Annotated in this window: 17 protein-coding genes; 14 read left to right on the top strand and 3 right to left on the bottom strand. The window is 71.5% G+C overall.

Annotated elements, in window-relative coordinates:
- Nucleotides 1–3: 3 nt before the first annotated feature.
- From ACYVKF_RS07635 to ACYVKF_RS07585, 11 genes are all read left to right on the top strand, one after another.
- Nucleotides 4–1,149: a glycerate kinase gene (locus ACYVKF_RS07635; protein ID WP_460965973.1), complete on the top strand. Its 1,146-nt coding sequence runs from the start codon at nt 4–6 to the stop codon at nt 1,147–1,149.
- Nucleotides 1,146–2,033 (top strand): fumarylacetoacetate hydrolase family protein, encoded by an 888-nt coding sequence (locus tag ACYVKF_RS07630; RefSeq protein WP_460965971.1) that lies wholly within the window; start codon nt 1,146–1,148, stop codon nt 2,031–2,033. The genes ACYVKF_RS07635 and ACYVKF_RS07630 overlap by 4 nt, the downstream gene beginning before the upstream one ends.
- 59 nt (nt 2,034–2,092) lie before the next feature.
- Complete coding sequence (allB, locus tag ACYVKF_RS07625) at nt 2,093–3,433, top strand: allantoinase AllB (RefSeq protein ID WP_460966906.1); 1,341 nt, start codon at nt 2,093–2,095, stop codon at nt 3,431–3,433.
- The gene (locus tag ACYVKF_RS07620) at nt 3,430–4,278 is read left to right on the top strand and encodes a bifunctional allantoicase/(S)-ureidoglycine aminohydrolase (RefSeq protein ID WP_056920316.1); all 849 of its coding nucleotides are present in this window, start codon (nt 3,430–3,432) and stop codon (nt 4,276–4,278) included. Before allB ends, ACYVKF_RS07620 begins: the two co-directional genes overlap by 4 nt.
- A 54-nt stretch (nt 4,279–4,332) precedes the next feature.
- On the top strand, nt 4,333–5,025 hold the full coding sequence (locus ACYVKF_RS07615) for a GntR family transcriptional regulator (RefSeq protein WP_056920317.1): 693 nt from the start codon (nt 4,333–4,335) through the stop codon (nt 5,023–5,025).
- A gap of 154 nt (nt 5,026–5,179) precedes the next feature.
- Complete coding sequence (locus ACYVKF_RS07610; RefSeq protein WP_082553448.1) at nt 5,180–6,742, top strand: NCS1 family nucleobase:cation symporter-1; 1,563 nt, start codon at nt 5,180–5,182, stop codon at nt 6,740–6,742.
- Nucleotides 6,739–7,497 carry an aspartate/glutamate racemase family protein gene (locus ACYVKF_RS07605; protein WP_460965968.1) on the top strand — a complete coding sequence of 253 codons (759 nt, stop codon included), beginning with the start codon at nt 6,739–6,741 and terminating at the stop codon, nt 7,495–7,497. Before ACYVKF_RS07610 ends, ACYVKF_RS07605 begins: the two co-directional genes overlap by 4 nt.
- 205 nt (nt 7,498–7,702) lie before the next feature.
- Nucleotides 7,703–9,199, top strand: a complete 1,497-nt coding sequence (locus ACYVKF_RS07600) for a xanthine dehydrogenase small subunit (RefSeq protein WP_460965967.1) — start codon at nt 7,703–7,705, stop codon at nt 9,197–9,199.
- Nucleotides 9,196–11,649 (top strand): xanthine dehydrogenase molybdopterin binding subunit, encoded by a 2,454-nt coding sequence (gene xdhB, locus ACYVKF_RS07595; protein WP_460965965.1) that lies wholly within the window; start codon nt 9,196–9,198, stop codon nt 11,647–11,649. Before ACYVKF_RS07600 ends, xdhB begins: the two co-directional genes overlap by 4 nt.
- 1 nt (nt 11,650) lies before the next feature.
- Nucleotides 11,651–12,490 carry a xanthine dehydrogenase accessory protein XdhC gene (gene xdhC / locus ACYVKF_RS07590; RefSeq protein ID WP_056915743.1) on the top strand — a complete coding sequence of 280 codons (840 nt, stop codon included), beginning with the start codon at nt 11,651–11,653 and terminating at the stop codon, nt 12,488–12,490.
- Entirely contained in the window at nt 12,487–13,800 is a 1,314-nt protein-coding gene (locus ACYVKF_RS07585; protein WP_460965963.1) for a guanine deaminase, read from the top strand. Before xdhC ends, ACYVKF_RS07585 begins: the two co-directional genes overlap by 4 nt.
- 57 nt (nt 13,801–13,857) lie before the next feature.
- On the opposite strand, the gene aceB is transcribed toward ACYVKF_RS07585, so the two are convergent.
- A complete protein-coding gene (gene aceB / locus ACYVKF_RS07580) occupies nt 13,858–15,465 on the bottom strand; it encodes a malate synthase A (protein WP_056915741.1) in 1,608 nt (535 codons plus the stop codon).
- Nucleotides 15,466–15,555: 90 nt separating this feature from the next.
- On the opposite strand from aceB, the gene ACYVKF_RS07575 reads away from it, so the two are divergent.
- Nucleotides 15,556–16,350 (top strand): IclR family transcriptional regulator, encoded by a 795-nt coding sequence (locus tag ACYVKF_RS07575; protein WP_056915740.1) that lies wholly within the window; start codon nt 15,556–15,558, stop codon nt 16,348–16,350.
- A gap of 118 nt (nt 16,351–16,468) precedes the next feature.
- Nucleotides 16,469–17,263 carry a glycerophosphodiester phosphodiesterase gene (locus ACYVKF_RS07570; protein WP_056915739.1) on the top strand — a complete coding sequence of 265 codons (795 nt, stop codon included), beginning with the start codon at nt 16,469–16,471 and terminating at the stop codon, nt 17,261–17,263.
- 45 nt (nt 17,264–17,308) lie between these two features.
- Here the strand turns inward: ACYVKF_RS07570 and ACYVKF_RS07565 are convergent, their stop codons facing one another.
- Both ACYVKF_RS07565 and acs read right to left on the bottom strand, forming a co-directional pair.
- Nucleotides 17,309–17,755 (bottom strand): ferritin-like domain-containing protein, encoded by a 447-nt coding sequence (locus ACYVKF_RS07565; RefSeq protein WP_056920322.1) that lies wholly within the window; start codon nt 17,753–17,755, stop codon nt 17,309–17,311.
- Between the two features lie 141 nt (nt 17,756–17,896).
- Nucleotides 17,897–19,870 (bottom strand): acetate--CoA ligase, encoded by a 1,974-nt coding sequence (gene acs, locus ACYVKF_RS07560; protein WP_056915737.1) that lies wholly within the window; start codon nt 19,868–19,870, stop codon nt 17,897–17,899.
- 140 nt (nt 19,871–20,010) lie between these two features.
- Between acs and ACYVKF_RS07555 the strand changes: the two genes are divergently transcribed.
- Nucleotides 20,011–20,871, top strand: a complete 861-nt coding sequence (locus ACYVKF_RS07555) for a hypothetical protein (protein WP_460965960.1) — start codon at nt 20,011–20,013, stop codon at nt 20,869–20,871.
- Nucleotides 20,872–20,959 lie beyond the last annotated feature (88 nt).

The raw sequence follows: 20,959 nt of genomic DNA, 5'->3' as shown, positions 1-20,959 counted from the left end.
CCCGTGACCGTCCCCACCCCGGCGCCGCGCGTCGTGATCGCCCCCGACAAGTTCAAGGGCACCCTCACCGCAGCCGCGGTGGCCACCCACGTGGCCACCGGGCTCCGGTCGGTGCTCCCGGACGTCGAGGTCGTGATGGTGCCCGTCGCCGACGGCGGGGACGGCACGTTGGCCGCGGCCGAGGCCGCCGGGTTCGAGCGGGTCACGGTGCCCGCGCACGGTCCGACCGGTGAGGACCGCAAGGCCTCGTATGGCGCCCGCGGCAGCGAGGCGGTCGTCGAGCTCGCCGAGGTGTGCGGGTTGGACCTGCTCGCCGGGCGAGGCCTGGCACCCCTCACGGCGACGAGCCGGGGGACGGGCGACCTCATTGCCTCGGCGCTGGACGACGGCGCCCGCAGGGTGGTGATCGGCATCGGGGGCAGTGCCAGCACCGACGGCGGGCTGGGGCTGCTGCAGGCGTTGGGCGCCAGGGTGACCGGTGCCGACGGGCGTGAGGTCGGGCCCGGTGGCCTCGGCCTCGAGGATGCCGTGGCCCTCGACCTGTCCGGGCTGCACCCGGGTCTGGCCGGTGCAGAGGTCGTCGTCGCCTGTGACGTCGACAACCCCCTCACCGGGGCGCGTGGCGCCGCGGCGGTCTACGGCCCGCAGAAGGGCGCCTCGCCCGACGACGTCGAACGCCTCGACGCCGCCCTCACCCGCTGGGCCGACCTCGTCGCCGCCACGACGGGGACCGACCACCGGGACGATCCCGGTGCGGGGGCGGCGGGGGGTGTGGGGTTCGGGCTGGTCGCCGTCGCAGGGGCGACGACGCGACCGGGCGCCGACCTCGTCTTCGAGCTCACCGGGTTCCACGACGCGCTCGTCGCCGCGACGCTCGTCCTCACCGGTGAGGGCGCCCTGGACCGGCAGACGTTGCACGGCAAGGCTCCTGCTGCCGTCGCCGCGGCGGCACGGGAGGCAGGCGTGCCCGTGGTCGCCGTGGCCGGGAAGGTCCTGCTCACCGAGGGCGACCTGCGCGCGGCCGGGATCGGCGCGGCATACGCGCTCGTCGAGGAGGGCTCCGAGCAGGAGGCCTTCGACGCTCCCGGGCCGCTCCTCGAACGGCTCGGGGCCCGGATCGCCCGCGAGCACCTCGGTGGTGCCCGATGAGGTTCGCGCGGGTGGGGGCGGCCGGCGCAGAGCGCCCCGTGGTGGTGTCCGCCGACGGCGGTCTGCTGGACCTGGGTGCTGCCTGGGGCGACGTCGACGCGGTCCTGGGTGACCTGGCCGCGGTCGGCTCGGCCCTCGACCGTGGGCACCTCCCGTCGGTGGGTGCGGACGACGAGCTGCGGTTCGGGTCGCCGATCCCGCGACCGGGCAAGGTGGTCGGGATCGGGCTCAACTACGCCGACCACGCCGCCGAGGCCGGCGCGGCCCTGCCGACCGAGCCCGTGGTCTTCCTCAAGGCGACGACGTCGGTCTGCGGTCCGACCGACGACATCAGGATGCTGCCCGGGTCGTCGAGCACCGACTACGAGGTGGAGCTCGGCGTCGTCCTCGGCGCGACGCTGCGCGACGAGGCCGACCCGGCGCGCGCGCTGGAGGCCGTCGCCGGGTACGTCCTGGCCCACGACGTCTCCGACCGCGCGATGCAGCTCGAGCGCGGGGGGACCTGGACCAAGGGCAAGTCGGCCGACACGTTCTGCCCGGTGGGTCCGTGGCTGGTCACCCCCGACGAGGTCGGCGACCCGGCCGCCCTGCGGCTGCGGCTGTCGGTGAACGGTGAACCGCGCCAGGACGGGACGACGGCCGACATGGTGTTCGGCGTGGGGGAGGTGCTCGCCTACGTGAGCCGCCTGATGACCCTCGAGCCGGGTGACCTCGTCATCACCGGGACCCCCGCCGGGGTCGCCATGGGTCAGGTCGAGCCCAGGCCCTACCTGCGCCACGGCGACGTGGTGGAGCTCGACGGAGGGGTGCTGGGTCGGCAGCGCAGCCGGGTCGTCGACCCCTCGGCGAACCCGACCCCCGACCACGCCGGGGTGACAGGATGACCGACGTGGCTGCGGGCGCGAACGACAGCAACGGCGCGGACGAGAGGCGAGGTGCGGCAGTGGGTGCAGACGTGGTCCTGCGGGCCAGGCGGGCAGTGGTGGGTGGTCGCGAGACCCCGGTCAGCGTGCACGTGGCCGGCGAAAGGGTCGTCGCCGTGGAGGCGTACGACGCGCCCGTCCCCGAGGGTGCCCGGGTCGTCGACCTCCCCGACGACGAGGTGCTGCTGCCCGGCCTCGTGGACTCGCACGTCCACGTGAACGAGCCGGGTCGCACCGAGTGGGAGGGTTTCGCCAGCGCCACCCGGGCGGCAGCCGCCGGCGGGGTCACGACCATCATCGACATGCCGCTCAACAGCATCCCGCCGACGGTGAATGTCGCTGCGCTGGAGGAGAAGCGGGCCGTCGCCCGGGACCAGGCGTACGTCGACGTCGGCTTCTGGGGTGGCGCGATCCCCGGGAACGTGGCGGACCTGCGGCCCCTGCACGACGCCGGGGTCTTCGGCTTCAAGTGCTTCCTGCTGCACTCGGGTGTCGACGAGTTCCCCCACCTCGAGCCGGACGAGCTCGAGGCGGCGATGCGCGAGACCGGGTCGTTCGACGCGCTGATGATCGTGCACGCCGAGGACTCCCACGCGATCGACCACGCAGCGGCCCCGGACGGCGAGGAGTACGACCGGTTCCTGCACTCGCGCCCGCGGGGCGCCGAGAACCTCGCCATCGCCCAGGTCATCGAGCTGGCCCGCTGGACCGGTGCCCGGGCGCACATCCTGCACCTGTCGAGCTCCGACGCGCTGCCCATGATCCGGTCAGCCCGCGCCGACGGGGTCCGGCTGACCGTCGAGACCTGCCCGCACTACCTGTCCTTCACGGCGGAGGAGATCCCGGACGGGGCGACGGAGTTCAAGTGCTGTCCGCCGATCCGTGAGGCGGCCAACCGCGAGCTCCTCTGGGACGGGCTGGTCGAAGGTGCCATCGACCTCGTCGTCACCGACCACTCACCGTGCACCGAGGACCTCAAGCGGTTCGACACGGGTGACTTCGGCCAGGCCTGGGGCGGCATCGCGGGCCTCCAGGTCGGGCTGTCGGCCACGTGGACCGGGGCACGCGAGCGTGGCCTGTCGCTCGCCGACGTCGTCCAGTGGATGGCGACCGGTCCCGCCGACCACACCGGGCTCACCGACCGCGGACGCATCGAGCCCGGCGCGATGGCGAACTTCGCCGTGTTCGCGCCCGACGAGGCCTTCACCGTCGAGATCGGCCACCTGCACCACAAGAACCCCGTGTCGGCGTACGCCGGCCGCACGCTCACCGGAGTCGTCCGCCAGACCTGGCTGCACGGCACACCGGTCGACCTCGGAGCCGACCCGCGCGGGCGGCTCCTGACGAGAGGACAGTCATGACCACCCCCCGCACCACGACACCGAAGTACTACGCCCCCGCCGGTGGGCTGCCGCCGCAGACGCAGCTCACCACCGACCGGGCCACCTTCACCGAGGCGTATGCCGTGCTGCCGCGCGGGACGATGACCGACATCGTCACCAGCAACCTGCCCTTCTGGGACGACACGCGGCTGTGGGTGATCGCTCGGCCGCTGTCGGGGTTCGCCGAGACGTTCTCGCAGTACATCGTCGAGGTCTCGCCGGGAGGCGGCTCCGACCGGCCCGAGCTCGACCCCGGCGCCGAGGGCGTGGTCTTCGTCGTCGCGGGTGGCCTGCGGATCACCATCGAAGGGGTCTCGCACGACCTCGGTCCCGGTGGGTACGCGTACCTCCCCGCCGGCTGCGAGTGGACGCTGCGCGCCGACTCGAAGGAGACGGCGAAGTTCCACTGGATCCGCAAGGCGTACGAGCGGGTGGATGGCATCGACGTGCCGGAGCCGTTCGTCACCAACGAGACCGATGTAGAGGGCGGCGAGATGCCCGGCACCGACGGCGTGTGGACGACCCAGCGGTTCGTCGACCCCCAGGACGTGCGCCACGACATGCACGTCAACATCGTCAACTTCGAGCCCGGCGGGGCGATCCCGTTCCCCGAGACCCACGTCATGGAGCACGGCCTCTACGTCCTCGAGGGCAAGGCCGTCTACCTGCTCAACAACGACTGGGTCGAGGTGCAGGAGGGCGACTTCATGTGGCTGCGCGCCTTCTGCCCCCAGGCCTGCTACGCCGGTGGCCCCGGTCGGTTCCGCTACCTGCTCTACAAGGACGTCAACCGGCACGCGAAGCTCAGCCGCCAGTTCGTGTAGGTGGACGGACTCGGGTGGGCATGATGGTCGGGTGACCGGGCGAGGAGGGGCAGCGTGAACCAGCCACGACGGCAGTCGGGCATCGTCAGCCTGCTCGTCCGCGAGGGCAGCTATGCCACCGGTCCGCAGGTGCTCTCGGAGCTGCGGCGGGTCATCGCGTCCGGCGCGGTCCCACCCGGCAGCCCCATCCCGCTCGACGACGTCGCAGCGTTCTTCGGGGTGTCACTCATCCCGGTCCGGGAGGCCCTCAAGACCCTCCTCGGTGAGGGCCTGCTCGAGCACCAACCCCGCCTCGGCTACACCGTCACCGCCCTCTCCGCGGCCGAGCTCGACGAGCTCTACGTCGTGCGGGGCGCGCTCGAGGCAGCTGCTCTGGACGCTGCTGCGCTGCAGTCGACCCCGGCCGACCACACCCGCGCCGCCGCGATCCACGAGCAGCTCGTGCAGGCGGTGGCGGACGGTGACGCCGCCGGCTTCCAGCGGGCGAGCCGTGAGTTCCACGAGGCGCTGCTCGCGCCCTGCCGCATGCCGCGGCTGCTGCACATGCTCGACATCGCCTGGAACCTCACCGAGCCGGTCCAGACGATGATGCGCGTCACCGAGGACGAGCGCGAGGAGATGCGCGTCGACCACCAGGCGATGCTCGATGCGTTCGTGGCCCGCGACGCGGCCGGTCTGCGCGAGGCGAGCCACGAGCACCACGACCGGCTGACCGCCTGCATCTCCCGCCTCGGCGACCAGGGCTGAGCGGCGCGCTCACCGGCGCGCCGACCCGCGCCGACCGGCGCAAGGCCCGTGTGGATATACGCAGATATACGGTTCAAGGCCTTCTTCCACCCCGGTTCCGTCCCTAGCGTTCTCCGCAGGATCCGCGGCCGACGCGGTGGACAAAGGAGTCCGGATGAGCACCACTGAGAAGCCCTTCGAGACCGAGGCGGCAGCCGCTGCAGCCGGTTTCGCGACCCACCACGGCGAGCACGACCACGGCGCCGGCGCCGGCCTGATCAAGCCGTCGTACGACGAGCGCCTGACCAACGAGGACCTCGCGCCGCTCAAGGAGCAGACGTGGTCCTGGTACAACATCTTCGCGTTCTGGATGTCCGACGTGCACAGCGTCGGCGGGTACATCACCGCCGGCAGCCTCTTCGCCCTCGGCCTGACCAGCTGGCAGGTGTTCGTGTGCCTCATCGTCGGCATCACCATCGTCCTGTTCTTCTGCAACCTCGTGGCCAAGCCGAGCCAGCGCACGGGCGTCCCGTACCCCGTGATCTGCCGCTCGGTCTTCGGGGTCCTGGGCGCCAACATCCCGGCCATCATCCGCGGCCTGATCGCGGTGGCCTGGTACGGCATCCAGACCTACCTCGCGTCGGCCTCGTTGGACATCCTGCTGGTCCGCATGTGGCCCGGGCTCGCGCCGTACGCCGAGGTGGACCAGCACGGGTTCCTCGGGCTCTCCACCCTCGGCTACGCGACGTTCGCCCTCCTCTGGGTGGCCCAGGCGGCGGTCTTCTGGACCGGCATGAACACCATCCGCAAGTTCATCGACTTCGCCGGCCCGGCCGTCTACGTCGTCATGATCGCGCTCTGCGTCTACCTGCTGTCCAAGGCCGGCTGGAACGTCAACCTCAACCTCTCGGACCACGAGCTCTCCGGAGGCAAGGTCTTCACGACCATGCTCGCCGCGACCGCGCTGGTGGTCTCGTACTTCTCCGGGCCGATGCTCAACTTCGGTGACTTCTCGCGGTACGGCCGGTCGTTCGAAGCCGTGAAGAAGGGCAACTTCTGGGGCCTGCCGGTCAACTTCGTCTTCTTCTCGCTGCTGACCGTCCTCACCGCCGCGGCGACCCTGCCGGTCTACGGCAAGCTCATCACCGACCCCGTGGAGACGGTGGGACACATCGACAACACCTTCGCCCTCGTCCTGGCGGCGCTGACCTTCACCACGGCCACGATCGGCATCAACATCGTCGCCAACTTCGTCTCCCCCGCGTTCGACTTCTCCAACGTCAGCCCGCAGAAGATCAGCTGGCGCATGGGCGGCATGATCGCCGCCGTCGGCTCGGTCCTCCTCACCCCGTGGAACCTCTACAACAGCCCCGAGACGATCCACTACACGCTGGACACCCTGGGTGCCTTCATCGGTCCGCTCTTCGGGGTCCTCATCGCCCACTACTACGTCGTGCACAAGCAGCAGGTCTGCATCGACGACCTGTTCACCCTCGACGAGTCCGGGGCCTACCACTACACGAAGGGCTACAACCCGTCGGCGATCTGGGCGACAGCCATCGCCGCGGTGTGCGCGATGCTCGCGGTGTTCGTGCCCGGCATCAACCGGTTCGACGACTACAGCTGGTTCATCGGCTGCGGAATCGGCTTCGCCGCCTACGCCCTCATCGCCCCCCGCATGGGGATCGGCGCCGAGCAGCTGGCGGCCAAGTGCGTCGGCAAGACCGTCTCGGAGTGACCGCCGTGGGTGCCAACGACACCGTCCGACTCACCGTCATCAACCCCAACACGACGGTCGCGATGACCTCGCTCATCGAGGCGCAGGCCAGGCGCGTGGCGGGACCCGCGACCGTCGTGACGGGACGGACCCCGGCGATGGGGCCGGCGTCGATCGAGAGCCACTACGACGAGGCGCTCAGCGTCCCGGGAGTGCTCGAGATCATCCGCGAGGACACGCAGGCCGACGCGTTCGTGCTCGCCTGCTTCGGGGACCCCGGCCTGGACGCGGCGCGGGAGGCCGCGTCCAGGCCGGTGATCGGCATCGCCGAGGCGGCGATGAAGACCGCGTCGCTGCTCGGCCGGTCGTTCAGCGTCGTCACGACGATGAGCCGGACGGTCGGCCGCGCGTGGGACCTCACCCGCACCTACGGTCTCGAGCGGCAGTGCGCCGGGGTGCACGCCTGCGACATCCCCGTCCTCGAGCTGGAGGAGGACCAGGACCACACGTATGCCGTGATCCTTGCCTTCGCGAAGACCGCCCTGGCCCAGGACGGCAGCGACGCCATCGTGCTCGGGTGCGCGGGGATGGCCGGCCTCCCCGAGCTGCTCACGCAACAGCTCGGGGTGCCGGTCGTCGACGGCGTCGCCGCCGGGACGTTGCTCGCGGAGTCGCTGGTGCGACAGGGACTTCGGCCCGCAACCCACGGTGAGCTCGCCCCGCCGCCGCCCAAGGCCTACACCGGCGCCCTGTCCGCCTTCGGCCGCCAGGGCTGAGGCCGCGGCATCGGTCCAGTCCGTGAAACAGCAGGCCGAAAACCCTTGATTCAACAGTTTGTAGAGGATTACCGTCGTCGCAGCACAACGCGGCCGTTGTTCTGCATGGATAACCGGCGGACCCGCTCGTCACGCAACCATGCACCCGGTCGATCTCGCCCGGGTGGATGATGGACCCCAACGGCGGGGGACGGGAGCTGCGGGTATGGCGTCACGGCACGAGGTCACGGTCAACGGGGCGGCGCGCCCCCTCACCGGGGTCGACCCGGCGACGAACGCGTTGGACTTCCTGCGGGCCCAGGGCCTGACGGGGGCCAAGGAGGGGTGCGCCGAGGGGGAGTGCGGCGCCTGCTCGGTGATGATTGCCCGACCCGACGGGGACGACGCCTCCCGGTGGACCGCCGTCAACGCCTGTCTCATCCCTGCGGCGGCACTCGACGGCCAGGAGGTCGTCACCGCCGAGGGCCTCGGCACCCCCGACGACCTCCACCCGGTGCAGCGCGAGATGGCCGTCCGGGGTGGGTCGCAGTGCGGCTACTGCACGCCCGGGTTCATCTGCAGCATGGCAGCCGAGTTCTACCGCGGAGACCGCTGCCCGGCGCCCAGCGGACCCTCCGACGACGCGGTGGCGTCCAACGGGTCGGCCCACGCCGCGCACGGCACCGACCCCGAGCACGGCGAGAACGGGTTCGACCTGCATGCCCTGTCCGGCAACCTGTGTCGTTGCACCGGCTACCGGCCCATCCGTGACGCCGCCTACGCGCTCGAGCAGCCCGCCGACGGGGACCCGCTCGCCGAGCGCTCGAGCCGTCCGGCTCCCGTCGCCGCCCACACCCGGCTCGAGGGCTGGAGCGGCGTCTTCGAGCGACCCGCCGACCTGCCGCAGGCGCTCGCCCTGCTCGCCGACCACCCGGGCGCCGTCCTCGTCGCCGGTTCGACCGACTGGGGCGTCGAGGTCAACATCCGAGGTGTCCGCGCGCCGTACGCCATCGGCATCGACCGACTCCCCGAGCTGCGCAGCTTCCACGTGGGTGACCACTCGGTCGAGATCGGCGCAGCCCTGACGCTGAGCGAGGTCGAGCGTGGGCTGGAGGGCCGGGTCCCGTTGCTGGACCAGCTGTTCCCCCAGTTCGCCTCACGCCTGATCCGCAACGGCGCCACCATCGGCGGCAACCTCGGCACCGGCTCGCCGATCGGCGACACCCCACCGGCGCTGCTTGCCCTCGAGGCCACCGTGGTGCTGGCGTCCGTCGACGGGGACCGCGAGGTGCCCCTGTCGGACTACTTCACCGGCTACCGCCAGACCGTCAAGCGCGACGACGAGCTCATCCGCGCCGTGCGGATCCCCCTGCCCGTCAGCGGGATCGCCGCGTTCCACAAGATCGCCAAGCGCCGGTTCGACGACATCTCCAGCGTCGCTGTCGGCTTCGCCATCGACGTGCAGGAGGGTGTCGTCGCCAAGGCGCGCATCGGCCTGGGCGGTGTGGCGGCGACCCCTGTGCGGGCGCTCGCCACCGAGGCCGCGCTCGAGGGGTGCGCCTGGACCATCGACGTCGTCCGCGAGGCGGCGGACGTGATGGCCCGCGAGGGCACGCCGATGGACGACCACCGGGCCAGCGCTCCATACCGCTCCGCGATGCTCGGCAACGCCCTCCTCAAGCTGCATGCCCAGACCGCGACCCCGCAGGAGGTGGGAGCATGAGCGCACTCTCCGAGCGCCCGGCGAACCCCGTTGTCGGACAAGAGATCCCGCACGAGGCGGCCGCGCTGCACGTGACCGGTCTGGCCCTCTACACCGACGACCTCGTCCAGCGCACGCACGCCGTCCTGCACGCCCACCCGGTGCAGGCTCCGCACGCCCACGCCCGGGTGACCGGCCTGCGCACGGCCCCGGCCCTCGACGTGCCCGGAGTGGTCCGGGTCCTCACCGCGGACGACGTCCCCGGGGTCAACGACGCCGGCGTGAAGCACGACGAGCCGCTGTTCCCGTCCGAGGTGATGTTCCACGGCCACGCGGTGTGCTGGGTCCTCGGCGAGACGCTCGAGGCCGCGCGCCTCGGGTCCCTGGCCGTCGAGGTCGACTACGAGCCGCTGCCCTCGATCGTCAGCGTCCGTGAGGCCATCGAGGCCGACAGCTTCCAGGGGGCGCGGCCCAAGGTCGAGCGCGGTGACATCGACGCCGGGTTCGACGGCGCGGCCCACGTGTTCAGCGGCGAGTTCGAGTTCGCCGGCCAGGAGCACTTCTACCTCGAGACGCACGCCTCGCTCGCCCTGGTGGACGAGAACGGCCAGGTCTTCATCCAGAGCAGCACCCAGCACCCGACCGAGACGCAGGACATCGTGGCCCACGTCCTCGGCGTGCCGAGCAACGAGGTCACGGTGCAGTGCCTGCGCATGGGGGGCGGCTTCGGGGGCAAGGAGATGCAACCCCACGGGTATGCCGCCATCGCCGCCCTGGGGGCGCGGCTCACCGGTCGCCCGGTGCGGCTGCGCCTCACGCGCACCCAGGACATGACGATGTCCGGCAAGCGGCACGGGTTCCACGCGCAGTGGCGGGTGGCGTTCGACGAGTCCGGGCTGATCCGGGCGCTCGACGCGACCCTCACGTCCGACGGCGGGTGGAGCCTCGACCTGTCCGAGCCCGTCCTGGCGCGCGCGCTGTGCCACATCGACAACGCCTACTGGATCCCCAACATCCGCGTGAACGGCCGGATCGCCAAGTCCCACAAGACCTCCCAGACCGCGTTCCGAGGATTCGGTGGACCTCAGGGGATGCTCGTCATCGAGGACATCCTCGGCCGGTGTGCTCCGTTGCTGGGCATAGACCCCATCGACCTGCGGAGCCGCAACTTCTACGCAGACGGCCAGAGCACGCCGTACGGGCAGCCGGTCCGGCACCCCGAGCGGACCGGCACCTGCTGGGACCAGGTCCTCACGACCGGTGACATCCGGGCCCGCCAGGCGAAGATCGAGGAGTTCAACGCGACCCACGAGCACACCAAGCGTGGGCTGGCCATGACGCCGGTGAAGTTCGGGATCTCCTTCAACTTCACCGCCTTCAACCAGGCGGGCGCCCTCGTCCACGTCTACAAGGACGGCTCGGTGCTCATCACGCACGGCGGCACCGAGATGGGGCAGGGTCTGCACACCAAGATGCTCCAGGTCGCGGCCACGACCCTCGGGGTGCCCCTGTCGACCGTGCGCCTCGCACCGACCCGCACCGACAAGGTGCCCAACACCTCGGCCACCGCGGCCAGCTCCGGTGCCGACCTCAACGGTGGCGCGGTGAAGAACGCCTGCGAGCAGGTGCTCGAACGGCTGCGTGAGGTCGCGGGTCGCAGGCTCGGGGTGCACCCGGCCGACGTCAGGTTCGTCGACGGGCAGGTGACCACGGTCGGTGGCAGCGAGTCGGTGCCGTGGGCCGACCTGGTCAACCAGGCGTACTTCCAGCGGGTCCAGCTGTGGGCGGCGGGCTTCTACCGCACCGAGGGCCTGCACTGGGACTCCTCGATCATGCACGGGTCACCCTTCAAGTACTTCTCGTACGGCGTCGCGGCCACCGAGGTCGAGGTCGACGGGTTCACCGGCGCCTACCGCACGCGCCGGGTGGACATCGTCCACGACGTCGGCGACAGCCTCTCGCCGCTGGTCGACATCGGTCAGGTCGAGGGCGCGTTCGTCCAGGGCGCCGGCTGGCTGACCCTGGAGGACCTGCGTTGGGACGAGAGCGACCGGCCGTCCCGCGGCCGGCTGGCGACCCAGGCGGCCAGCACCTACAAGCTGCCGAGCTTCTCCGAGATGCCCGAGGTCTTCAACGTGGCGCTGCTCCAGCGGGCCCACGAGGACGGCGCCGTCTACGGTTCCAAGGCGGTCGGGGAGCCGCCGCTCATGCTCGCGTTCTCCGTCCGGGAGGCGTTGCGCCAGGCTGCCGCGGCGTTCGGGCCGTCAGGCACCAGCGTCGACCTTGCCTCGCCGGCGACCCCCGAGGCCGTGTGGTGGGCGCTGGAGCAGGCCCGTCGCAGCCGTGGTGGACGCGACGAGCACGGCCACGTCGAGGAAGGCGCTCCCGGCGTGGTCCCCGACCAGCCGGCGACCAAGCCGCTGCGCCCGCACTCCGAGCTCGCGGCGCAGTCCGCCTCCGGTGGAGCCTGAGATGCACTGGCTGGCAGCCGTCGAGCGGCTCCGGCGCGAGCGTCGCGCCGGCGTCCTGGTCACCCTCGTCTCCGTCCGCGGCCACTCGCCGCGGGAGGCGGGAGCCAAGATGGTCGTGTCCGTCGACGACGCCTGGGACAGCATCGGCGGGGGCAACCTCGAGGCCACTGCCGTGGCCCGGGCACGGACCATGGTCGCCGAGGGCGTGCTCGTCCCCGAGCAGCTGTCGTTGTCGCTCAACGACAAGGCGCGTGCCGAGCACGGTCAGCAGTGCTGCGGCGGGGAGGTCGTCATCCTGCTCGAGCCGCTGGCCGTGGCCCCCTCGGTGGCGATCTTCGGGATGGGCCACGTCGGCCTCGAGCTGGCCCGCATCCTCGCGCGGCACGACCTCGAGCTGCACCTCGTCGACTCGCGCGCCGACCACGTCTCACCACGGAGGCTGGCGCCGCTCGACGACGCCGTCGCGCGGGTGCACGCCCACCACGCACCGGTGCCCGAGCTGGTGCTCGGCCAGGTGCCGCACGGCACGCACGTCCTCGTCATGACGCACGACCACGCCGAGGACGCGGCCCTGTGCGACTCCGCGCTGCGCTGCAGCCACCTCGCGTCGATCGGGCTCATCGGCTCGTCGGCGAAGTGGTCCCGCTTCCGCAAGCGCCTTGCGGCGGAGGGACATTCGGCCGAAACCCTCAGTCGTATCACCACGCCGATCGGCCTGCCCGAGCTCACCGGCAAGGATCCCGCGACCATCGCCGTGAGCGTCGCTGCCGACCTCGTGCGGGTGTTCGAGGCCGAACGGTCCTCGGCCCGTGTCGACGACCGCCAGCAGGTCACGACGTGACCCTCTACCGCGCCCGCATCGTCGACACCCCGTCCGACCCCTTCGCCGGTGGCGCCCTGCGTGCAGAGGAGGACGGCGGCCTCGTCGTCGACGAGTCGGGGCTCATCGTCGCGCGCGGTTCCTTCGCCGAGGTGCGCGCCGAGCACCCGGACGAGGTGGTCATCGAGCTGCCCGGGGGCATGCTCCTGCCGGGCCTGGTCGACACCCACGTGCACTACCCGCAGGTGCGGGTCATCGGCGGTCTGGGCATGCCGCTGCTCGACTGGCTCGACCAGTGCGCCCTCCCCGAGGAGGCACGCCTCGCCGACGTCGCCTACGCCAAGGGTGTCGCGCGCGACTTCGTCACCGGTCTGGTCGATGCCGGCACCACGACGGCGCTCGTGTTCGGCTCCCACTTCGCCACCGCCGTCGACTCGATGTTCGCCGCCGCCGACGTGGCCGGGTTGCGGGTCACCACCGGGCTCGTCGTCTCGGACCGCAGCCTGCGGCCCGAGCTGCTGTCCACCCCCGACCGGGCCTACGACGAGGCGCGCGGGCTCGCCGAGCGCTGGCACGGCCACGGTCGCCTCCGGTATGCCGTGACGCCCCGCTTCTCGTTCTCCGCCAGCGACGCGATGCTCGAGTCGTGCGCGGCGACGTTCAAGGAGGTGCAGGGCTCGTGGTTCACCTCCCACGTCAACGAGAACCTCTTCGAGGTCGCCGAGGTGAGGCGGCTCTTCGGTGGGACGAACTACGTCCACACCTACGCCAACCACGGCCTGGTCGACCGCAACTCGGTGCTGGCCCACAACGTGCACCCGGTCGACGAGGAGCTGGCCCTGCTCGCCAGCCAGGACGCCTCCGTGTCGCACTGCCCGACGAGCAACTCCGCGCTGGGCAGCGGGTTGTTCCCGCTGCAGCGGCACCTCGACCACGGGGTCCGGGTGGCGTTGGGGTCGGACGTCGGTGCAGGAACAGGCTTCTCGCTGCTGAAGGAGGGGCTGCAGGCCTACTTCATGCAGCAGCTGCTCGGCGCCGACGGCGTGGCGCTCACGTCGGCCCACCTGCTGTGGCTGGCGACGTCGGCCGGTGCCGACGCGCTCGGCCTGGCCGACGAGGTCGGCGACCTGTCGGTGGGCAAGCAGTTCGACGCGGTGTGGGTGCTGCCGCAGGCGGGCAACCCGCTCGACGTCGGGCTCGGCAACGCGAACTCGACCCTGGACGCCCTGGCCAAGGTGTTCGCGCTGGGCACGACGAGCGACATCGAGGGCGTCTGGGTCGGTGGCGACCAGGTCGCCGCCGGGCGGTTCCGTCGTCCCGCGACCCGCTGACGACGACGCCCGCACCGGGTCCGACCGGGGCGGGCGTCGTGGGCGAAGCGGTGGAGGTCAGGCCTTCTCGAGCCGGAGCACCTCGGTGTAGGCGGGGAGGGTGAGGAAGTCGGGGAAGTCGGGGTCGAGCGCGCACTCGACGAACAGCCGGCGAGCGGCCTCCCACTCGCCGTCGGCGAAGGCGTCCGTGCCGACGGACTCCTCCAGCGCTGCATACTCCTCCTCGACCAGGCGGTCGACGAGCTCGCGGGTGACCTTCTCCCCGGAGGTGAGGGTGACCTCGTTGTGGATCCACTGCCAGATCTGCGAACGCGAGATCTCGGCGGTGGCGGCGTCCTCCATGAGGTTGTGGATGCCGACCGCGCCGTTGCCCCGCAGCCACGACTGGAGGTAGGCGATGCCCACGGTGATGTTGCCGCGCAGGCCCTCCTCGGTGCGGTCGCCGGGCGTCTTGCCCGCTGCGAGCAGGTCGTCGGCGGAGACCGAGACGTCGTCGCGCTGCTTGCCGAGCTGGTTGGGCCGGTCGCCGAGGACCTCGGTGAAGACCTCCTTGCAGAGGTCGACCATGCCCGGGTGCGCGACCCACGAGCCGTCGAACCCCGCGCCGGCCTCGCGCTCCTTGTCGGCGCGGACCTTGGCGAACGCCTGGTCATTGACCTCGGGGTCCTTGCTCGGGATGAACGCAGCCATGCCGCCGATCGCGAATGCTCCGCGCCGGTGGCAGGTCTTCACGAGCAGCTCGCTGTAGGCCTTCATCATCGGCGCGGTCATCGTCACGGCGTTGCGGTCGGGGAGCGTGAACTCGGGACCGGAGTCGCGGAAGTACTTGATGATGGAGAACAGGTAGTCCCAGCGCCCCGCGTTGAGGCCGGCGGCGTGGTCGCGCAGCTCGTAGAGGATCTCGTCCATCTCGAACGCGGCCGGGATGGTCTCGATGAGGACGGTTGCCCGGATCGAGCCGTGAGGGACGCCGACGTGCTCCTGGGCGAAGGTGAAGACGTCGTTCCAGAGGCGGGCCTCGCGGTGCGACTCCATCTTCGGCAGGTAGAAGTACGGGCCGCTGCCACGCTCGAGGAGCTCCTTGGCGTTGTGGAAGAAGTACAGGCCGAAGTCGACGAGCGCTCCGACGAGCGGCCTGCCGTCCAGCTGCAGGTGCTCCTCGTCGAGGTGCCAGCCGCGGGGACGCGGCACGATCACCGGCGTGGAGCTCGGGTCCTCGAGCGAGTAGTCCTTGCCCTGCGGCGAGGTGAACGCGATCGTGCCGCGGACGGCGTCTCGCAGGTTGACCTGGCCGCCGATGACGTTGGCCCAGTGCGGGGTGTTCGCGTCCTCGAGGTCGGCCAGCCACACCTTGGCGCCGGAGTTGAGGGCGTTGATCGCCATCTTGCGCTCGGTCGGACCGGTGATCTCGACACGGCGGTCGCGGAAGTCGGCCGGCGCCTGCGCCACGGTCCAGTCGCCCTCGCGCACCTCCCGGGTCTCGTCGAGGAAGTCGAGCCGGCCGGTCTTCGAGACCTCCTCGCGGCGAGCCCTGCGGGCGGCGAGGAGCTCGTCGCGGGTGCCGCCGAAGCGGGTCTGCAGCTCGGCGAGGAAGTCGAGGGCCTCGGGGGTCAGGACCTCGTCGCTGCGCTCGACCGGGCCTCCGGTCACGGTGATGGCGGACATCGGTGGCTCATCCTCACTGTCGGGGTCGGTGCACTACGATACTTCCATGATACGAAATCTTCTTCTCATTCGCCTCATGGGGAGAGATATATGAGCACCGACGAGACCGCGATCGAGCCGGTCACGGCGGCGCCCAAGACCGGTGGGGTGCAGTCCCTCGAGCGGGCCTTCGCCATCCTCGAGACGATGGCCGACGCCGGTGGGGTGATCAGCCTCTCCCAGCTCGCGAACGACGCCGACCTGCCGCTGCCGACGATCCACCGCCTCGTGCGCACGCTGGTCGACCTCGGCTACGTGCGCCAGGAGGCCTCCCGCCAGTACTCGCTCGGACCGCGCCTGATCCGCCTCGGCGAGACCACCTCGCGCATGCTCGGCCGCTGGGCCCGCCCCCACATGGAGCGGCTCGCCCACGAGCTCGGGGAGTCGGTCAACCTCGCGATGCTCGACGGCGACCAGGTGGTCTACGTCGGCCAGGTGATGGCCTCCCGCAACTCGATGCGCATGTTCACCGAGGTGGGCCGTCGGGTCCTGCCGCACTCCACCGGGGTCGGCAAGGCGATCATGGCCGACCTCGACCCGGCCGACGTCCGCGCCCTCTTGGAGCGCACCGGGATGCCGGCCCGCACCGAGCACACGATCACCACCCCGGAGGAGTTCCTCGCCGAGCTCGAACGCACCCGCCGTCGAGGTCACGCCCTCGACGAGGGGGAGCAGGAGGTCGGCGTCCGGTGCGTCGCGGTGGCCGTCCCCGACGCGCCGCAGCTCCTGGCCCTGTCGGTCTCCGGACCCGTGACGCGGGTGACCGACGAGTTCGTCGCGCGGGCGACGGGTCCGCTGCACCGTGCCGCCGAGGCCATCTCGCGGGAGATGCGCGGCGCCCGGTAGGGGTCACCGGGTGTCCGCACGGCAGCATCGGGCGAACGGTTGTCCCTGATGGGGTGAACAGTGGTCCCAGCGGCCGTTTCCGGTCCGTGGTGGCCATTTCCTTCGGCACGCTGGTGCCATGGCCTACGGCTCCGAGTTCGGACCCATCGCCCTCGCCCACCGCGGAGGCGCCGGCCTCGCGCCCGAGAACACCCTGGCCGCGTTCGGTCGGGCTGCCGCCCTCGGCTTCCGCTACCTCGAGACCGACGTCAAGCTCACGTCCGACGGCCACCTCGTCTGCTTCCACGACAACACCCTCGACCGCGTCACGGACGGCCGCGGCCCTGTCGCCCGGCACACCCTCGCGCGGTTGCGCGGCATACGGGTGGAGGGCACTGAGCCGATCCCGACCCTGACCGAGGCCTTGGAGGCGTTCCCCGACGCCCGCTTCACCGTCGACCTCAAGGACCGCGGTGCCATTGGTCCCCTCGTGAAGGTCTTGCAGCACAAGGACTTCCGGGAGCGCGTCTGTGTGGCGGGCGCGTGGGACAGCTGGCTCGCGACCGTGCGGGCCGAGGCACCCGGGGTGCGCAGCGCCCTCGGCTGGCGTTCGCTCGCCGCCCTGGTCACGTCGTCGCGGACGGGGGTGCGGCCATCGCGGCGCCTGGCGACCGCGGAGTTCGCCCACGTGCCGCTGCGCCTGGGCCGCGTGCCGGTGTTCGTCGAGCGACTGGTCGAGGGTGCGCACCGCATCGGTGTGCGGGTGGTCGTCTGGACCATCGACGACCCGGTCGCGATGCGCCGGGTCCTCGACGCCGGGGTGGACGGCATCATCAGCGACCGGCCCGACCTGCTGCGCGAGGTCCTGGTCTCCCGCGGCCAGTGGACTCCCATGCCGGGCGCGCCCACGTTCCCGGAGGCCCTGAGCGCCTGACCACGCCGGGGCGGGGTCAGGCGCTCGAGGACTCGTCGGACAGGGTCAGGCGGTCTGCTGGAGCGCCTTGACCTCGTCGCGCGCCGCCACGATCGCGGCGTGCTGCTGCTGGACGACGGTGCGGAACCCGTCGCTGAGGTCGTCCTCCGCCAGCGCCTTCTCGTACTCCGACACCGCGTGGTCCTCACCGGTGACGGCCGCGCCGAGGACACCGGAGGCGTCGTCGCCGGTCAGGGCGTCCTTGAGGGACAGCCAGCCGCGGTGCAGCGTGGCGGCCACCGAGCCGCTCTCGTCGACGTCGTCACCGTAGTCGTGGCCCATGGACACGATGTCGCGCGCGAAGGCGGCGCGCTGCTCGGCCAGGCGCTCGAGCGTCGAGGCGGCCTCCGGGCTGTCGCTGTCACGCAGCTTCTCGGCGGCGGACGTGAAGCCGTTGCGGCCGTCCTTGAGGGTCTCCACGAGGTCCTTGGCGACCTTCTCGTCAGCTGACATGGCTGTGCTCCTTCTGTCGGTGATGGCGTTCGCCGGTCACCTACCCGCTTCCGCAGCGTCCAAACCCCGCCACGGACACAGGCGTGCCGCGGACGCGAGGTGCGTCCGCGGCATACCTTGCGCGGGGTGGTGTGGTGGAGGTCAGTCCTCCGACGAACCCGACATGCCCTGCTTGATGAGGTTCATGACCGACGAGTCGGCCAGGGTCGTGACATCGCCGACCTCGCGGTTCTCGGCGACGTCGCGCAGCAGGCGGCGCATGATCTTGCCCGAGCGGGTCTTGGGGAGCTCGGCGACCACCATGATCTGGCGGGGTTTGGCGATCGGACCGATCTCCTTGGCCACGTGGTTGCGCAGCTCCTGGACGGTCTCGTCACCGTTGTCGACGAAGCCACCGCGCAGGATGACGAACGCGCACACCGCCTGGCCCGTGGTCTCGTCCGTCGCACCGACGACCGCGGCCTCGGCGACCGACGGGTGCGACACGAGGGCCGACTCGATCTCGGCGGTGGAGAGGCGGTGGCCGGACACGTTCATGACGTCGTCGACGCGGCCCAGGAGCCAGATGTTCCCCTTCTCGTCGTACTTGGCCCCGTCGCCGGCGAAGTAGTACTTCTCGCCGAACCGCGACCAGTACGTCTCCTTGTAGCGCTCGGGGTCGCCCCAGATGCCGCGGAGCATGCCGGGCCACGGCTTGGTGAGCACGAGGTAGCCGACGGCCTCGGGGTCGTGCAGCGGCTGGCCCTCGTCGTCGAGGATCTCGGCGCTGATGCCGGGGATCGGGCGCTGCGCCGAGCCGGGCTCGAGCGTGGTGACGCCCGGCAGCGGGCTGATCATGATGCCGCCGGTCTCGGTCTGCCACCACGTGTCGACGATCGGGGCCTTGTCGCTGCCGATGTGCTTGCGGTACCAGAGCCACGCCTCGGGGTTGATCGGCTCGCCGACCGACCCGAGCACGCGCAGCGACGACAGGTCGAACTTCGCCGGGATGTCGTCGCCCCACTTCATGAACGTCCGGATCGCCGTCGGCGCGGTGTAGAGGATCGAGACCTTGTACTTCTCGACGATCTCCCACCACCGGCCCTGGTGCGGCGTGTCCGGGGTGCCCTCGTAGATGACCTGCGTCGCGCCGTTCGCGAGCGGGCCGTAGACGATGTAGCTGTGGCCGGTGACCCAGCCGATGTCGGCGGTGCACCAGTAGACGTCGGTCTCGGGGTGCACGTCGTGGACGACGGAGTTCGTGTAGGCCGCCTGCGTGAGGTAGCCGCCCGTGGTGTGGAAGATGCCCTTGGGCTTCCCGGTGGTGCCGGACGTGTAGAGGATGAAGAGCGGGTGCTCGCTGTCGTGGGCGACGGCCTCGTGCTCGTCGCTCGCACTGTCGACGACGTCGTGCCACCAGACGTCGCGCTGGTCGTCCCACTCGACCTCGCCCTCGGTGCGCTTGACGACGAGGACCTTCTCCACGGTGCTGTCACCCGTGACGGCGGCGTCGACGGCAGGCTTCAGCGCTGCCGGCTTCCCCCGGCGGAACTGGCCGTCGGCGGTGATGACGACCTTGGCCTCGGCGTCAGCGATGCGGGTGCGCAGGGCGTCGGCCGAGAACCCGCCGAACACCACCGAGTGCGGCGCGCCGATGCGGGCGCAGGCCAGCATCGCGACGACGGCCTCGGGGATCATCGGCAGGTAGATCGCGACGCGGTCGCCCTTGGCCACCCCGAGGGACTCGAGTGCGTTCGCGGCCTTCGCGACGTCCTTCTGCAGGTCGGCGTACGTGATGGTGCGGGTGTCGCCACCCTCGCCCTCGAAGTGGATGGCGACGCGGTCACCGTTGCCCGCCTCCACGTGGCGGTCGACGCAGTTGTGGGCGACGTTGAGCTCACCGCCGACGAACCACTGGGCGAAGGGTGCACCGCTCCAGTCCAGGGTCTGGTCGAAGTCCTTGGCCCAGCTGATGCGCTGGCGGGCCTGGGCGGCCCAGAAGCCCTCGTGGTCGGACTCGGCCTGGTCGAAGAGCTCCTTGGTGCCGTTGGCCTGGGCCGCGAACTCGGGGGAGGGGGACAGGTCCCGCTCCGGCGACTGGCTCGTGGTGGTGCTCGTGGTGCCGGTCTCGGACACGGGTTCCTCCTGGAAGGGCTGAAGACGGCGTTGGCTTGCTACCCCCAGCCAACCCGCCCGACCCCTGCCACTGCAAGGGGAACGGTCGGCGTGGTCGTCCGGCGGCCCACTGGGCCAGCCGAGCGGCTAGCCTCGTCGCCGTGACCACCACGACCCAGGCGTCGGCGCCGTCCTCCCCCGACGAGCCCGGCCGCGGATCCCGTCGTGGCGCAGCAGGGCTCCGCCACCTCTGGGCGCCCCTGTCGTTCGTCCTCGGCGCGCTGCTCTGGTGGCCGGTCGGCTTCCTCGGACTCGAGTCGTGGCTGCACCTGCCGCTCGACGTGTTCAAGGGCGACGTGCTCTTCCTCGGCGCAACGGCCGCCGCGGCGTCGGTGTCACTGGTGGTGCGTTCGCCCTGGCCGCGGTTCGCCATCGTGCTGGTGTTCAGCGCCCTCGGCTGGGCCCTGGACGGACCGCACACGGACACCTATCCCCACGAACGCCTCGTCCTCGTCGCGCTGCTGGGCGGCGGTGCGCTGCTCGGCATCCTGCTCGGTGCGCGCGGGGCGAAGGGAGCGCTCGCCGCCGCGACGGTGCTGGCGGTGGTTGCCGGCTTGTCGCCGACGACCTGGCCCCGCGGCCTGGCGCTGGCCCTGGCGCTCGCGCTTCCGTTCGCGGTGGCGACCTGGCAGCGGGTCGCGCCGACCGTGCTCAGCCTGCTGCGGCTGGTGGTGACCTGGCTGGTGTTCGCCCTGCTCGCCAAGGCACTGTCGTACGGCTGGGAGACGGTGCGTCCCGGCACCGGGGGCATCCCCGTCAAGGAGGAGGCGCGCACCGTCGCCGACACCGCGTGGCTCTTCGTGCGGACCCAGTGGTGGCACCACTCGCAGGCCCTGCTCACCTCGTCGACCAAGTGGTACGTCCTCGCGGCGGTCCTGGCCGTCCTGGTCGTGCTGGTGCGCGCCGGTCGCGCGGCCCTGGCGCGCCGGTCGGCCACGGCGCCCGACAAGGCCAGGGCCTGACCGACCGGCGCGCGGGCGCCATACCTCCCCCGGGCGGCACACTCCCGCGGACCTGACCGGTCGCACGGGAGGTGTGCCGCGCAGTCGC

The sequence above is a fragment of the Pedococcus soli genome (assembly GCF_054782575.1).
The sequence above is the reverse complement of the archived record's forward strand: the minus strand, read 5'-3'. Positions and strand labels throughout refer to the sequence as shown.

Bases quoted from the DNA above. Each gene is read 5' to 3' on its own strand.
- xdhB (WP_460965965.1), top strand. From the start codon at position 9,196: ATGAGCGCACTCTCCGAGCGCCCGGCGAACCCCGTTGTCGGACAAGAG.
- xdhC (WP_056915743.1), top strand. From the start codon at position 11,651: ATGCACTGGCTGGCAGCCGTCGAGCGGCTCCGGCGCGAGCGTCGCGCC.
- ACYVKF_RS07570 (WP_056915739.1), top strand. From the start codon at position 16,469: ATGGCCTACGGCTCCGAGTTCGGACCCATCGCCCTCGCCCACCGCGGA.
- aceB (WP_056915741.1), bottom strand. From the start codon at position 15,465: ATGTCCGCCATCACCGTGACCGGAGGCCCGGTCGAGCGCAGCGACGAG.
- ACYVKF_RS07565 (WP_056920322.1), bottom strand. From the start codon at position 17,755: ATGTCAGCTGACGAGAAGGTCGCCAAGGACCTCGTGGAGACCCTCAAG.
- ACYVKF_RS07600 (WP_460965967.1), top strand. From the start codon at position 7,703: ATGGCGTCACGGCACGAGGTCACGGTCAACGGGGCGGCGCGCCCCCTC.
- ACYVKF_RS07620 (WP_056920316.1), top strand. From the start codon at position 3,430: ATGACCACCCCCCGCACCACGACACCGAAGTACTACGCCCCCGCCGGT.
- ACYVKF_RS07575 (WP_056915740.1), top strand. From the start codon at position 15,556: ATGAGCACCGACGAGACCGCGATCGAGCCGGTCACGGCGGCGCCCAAG.
- ACYVKF_RS07630 (WP_460965971.1), top strand. From the start codon at position 1,146: ATGAGGTTCGCGCGGGTGGGGGCGGCCGGCGCAGAGCGCCCCGTGGTG.
- ACYVKF_RS07610 (WP_082553448.1), top strand. From the start codon at position 5,180: ATGAGCACCACTGAGAAGCCCTTCGAGACCGAGGCGGCAGCCGCTGCA.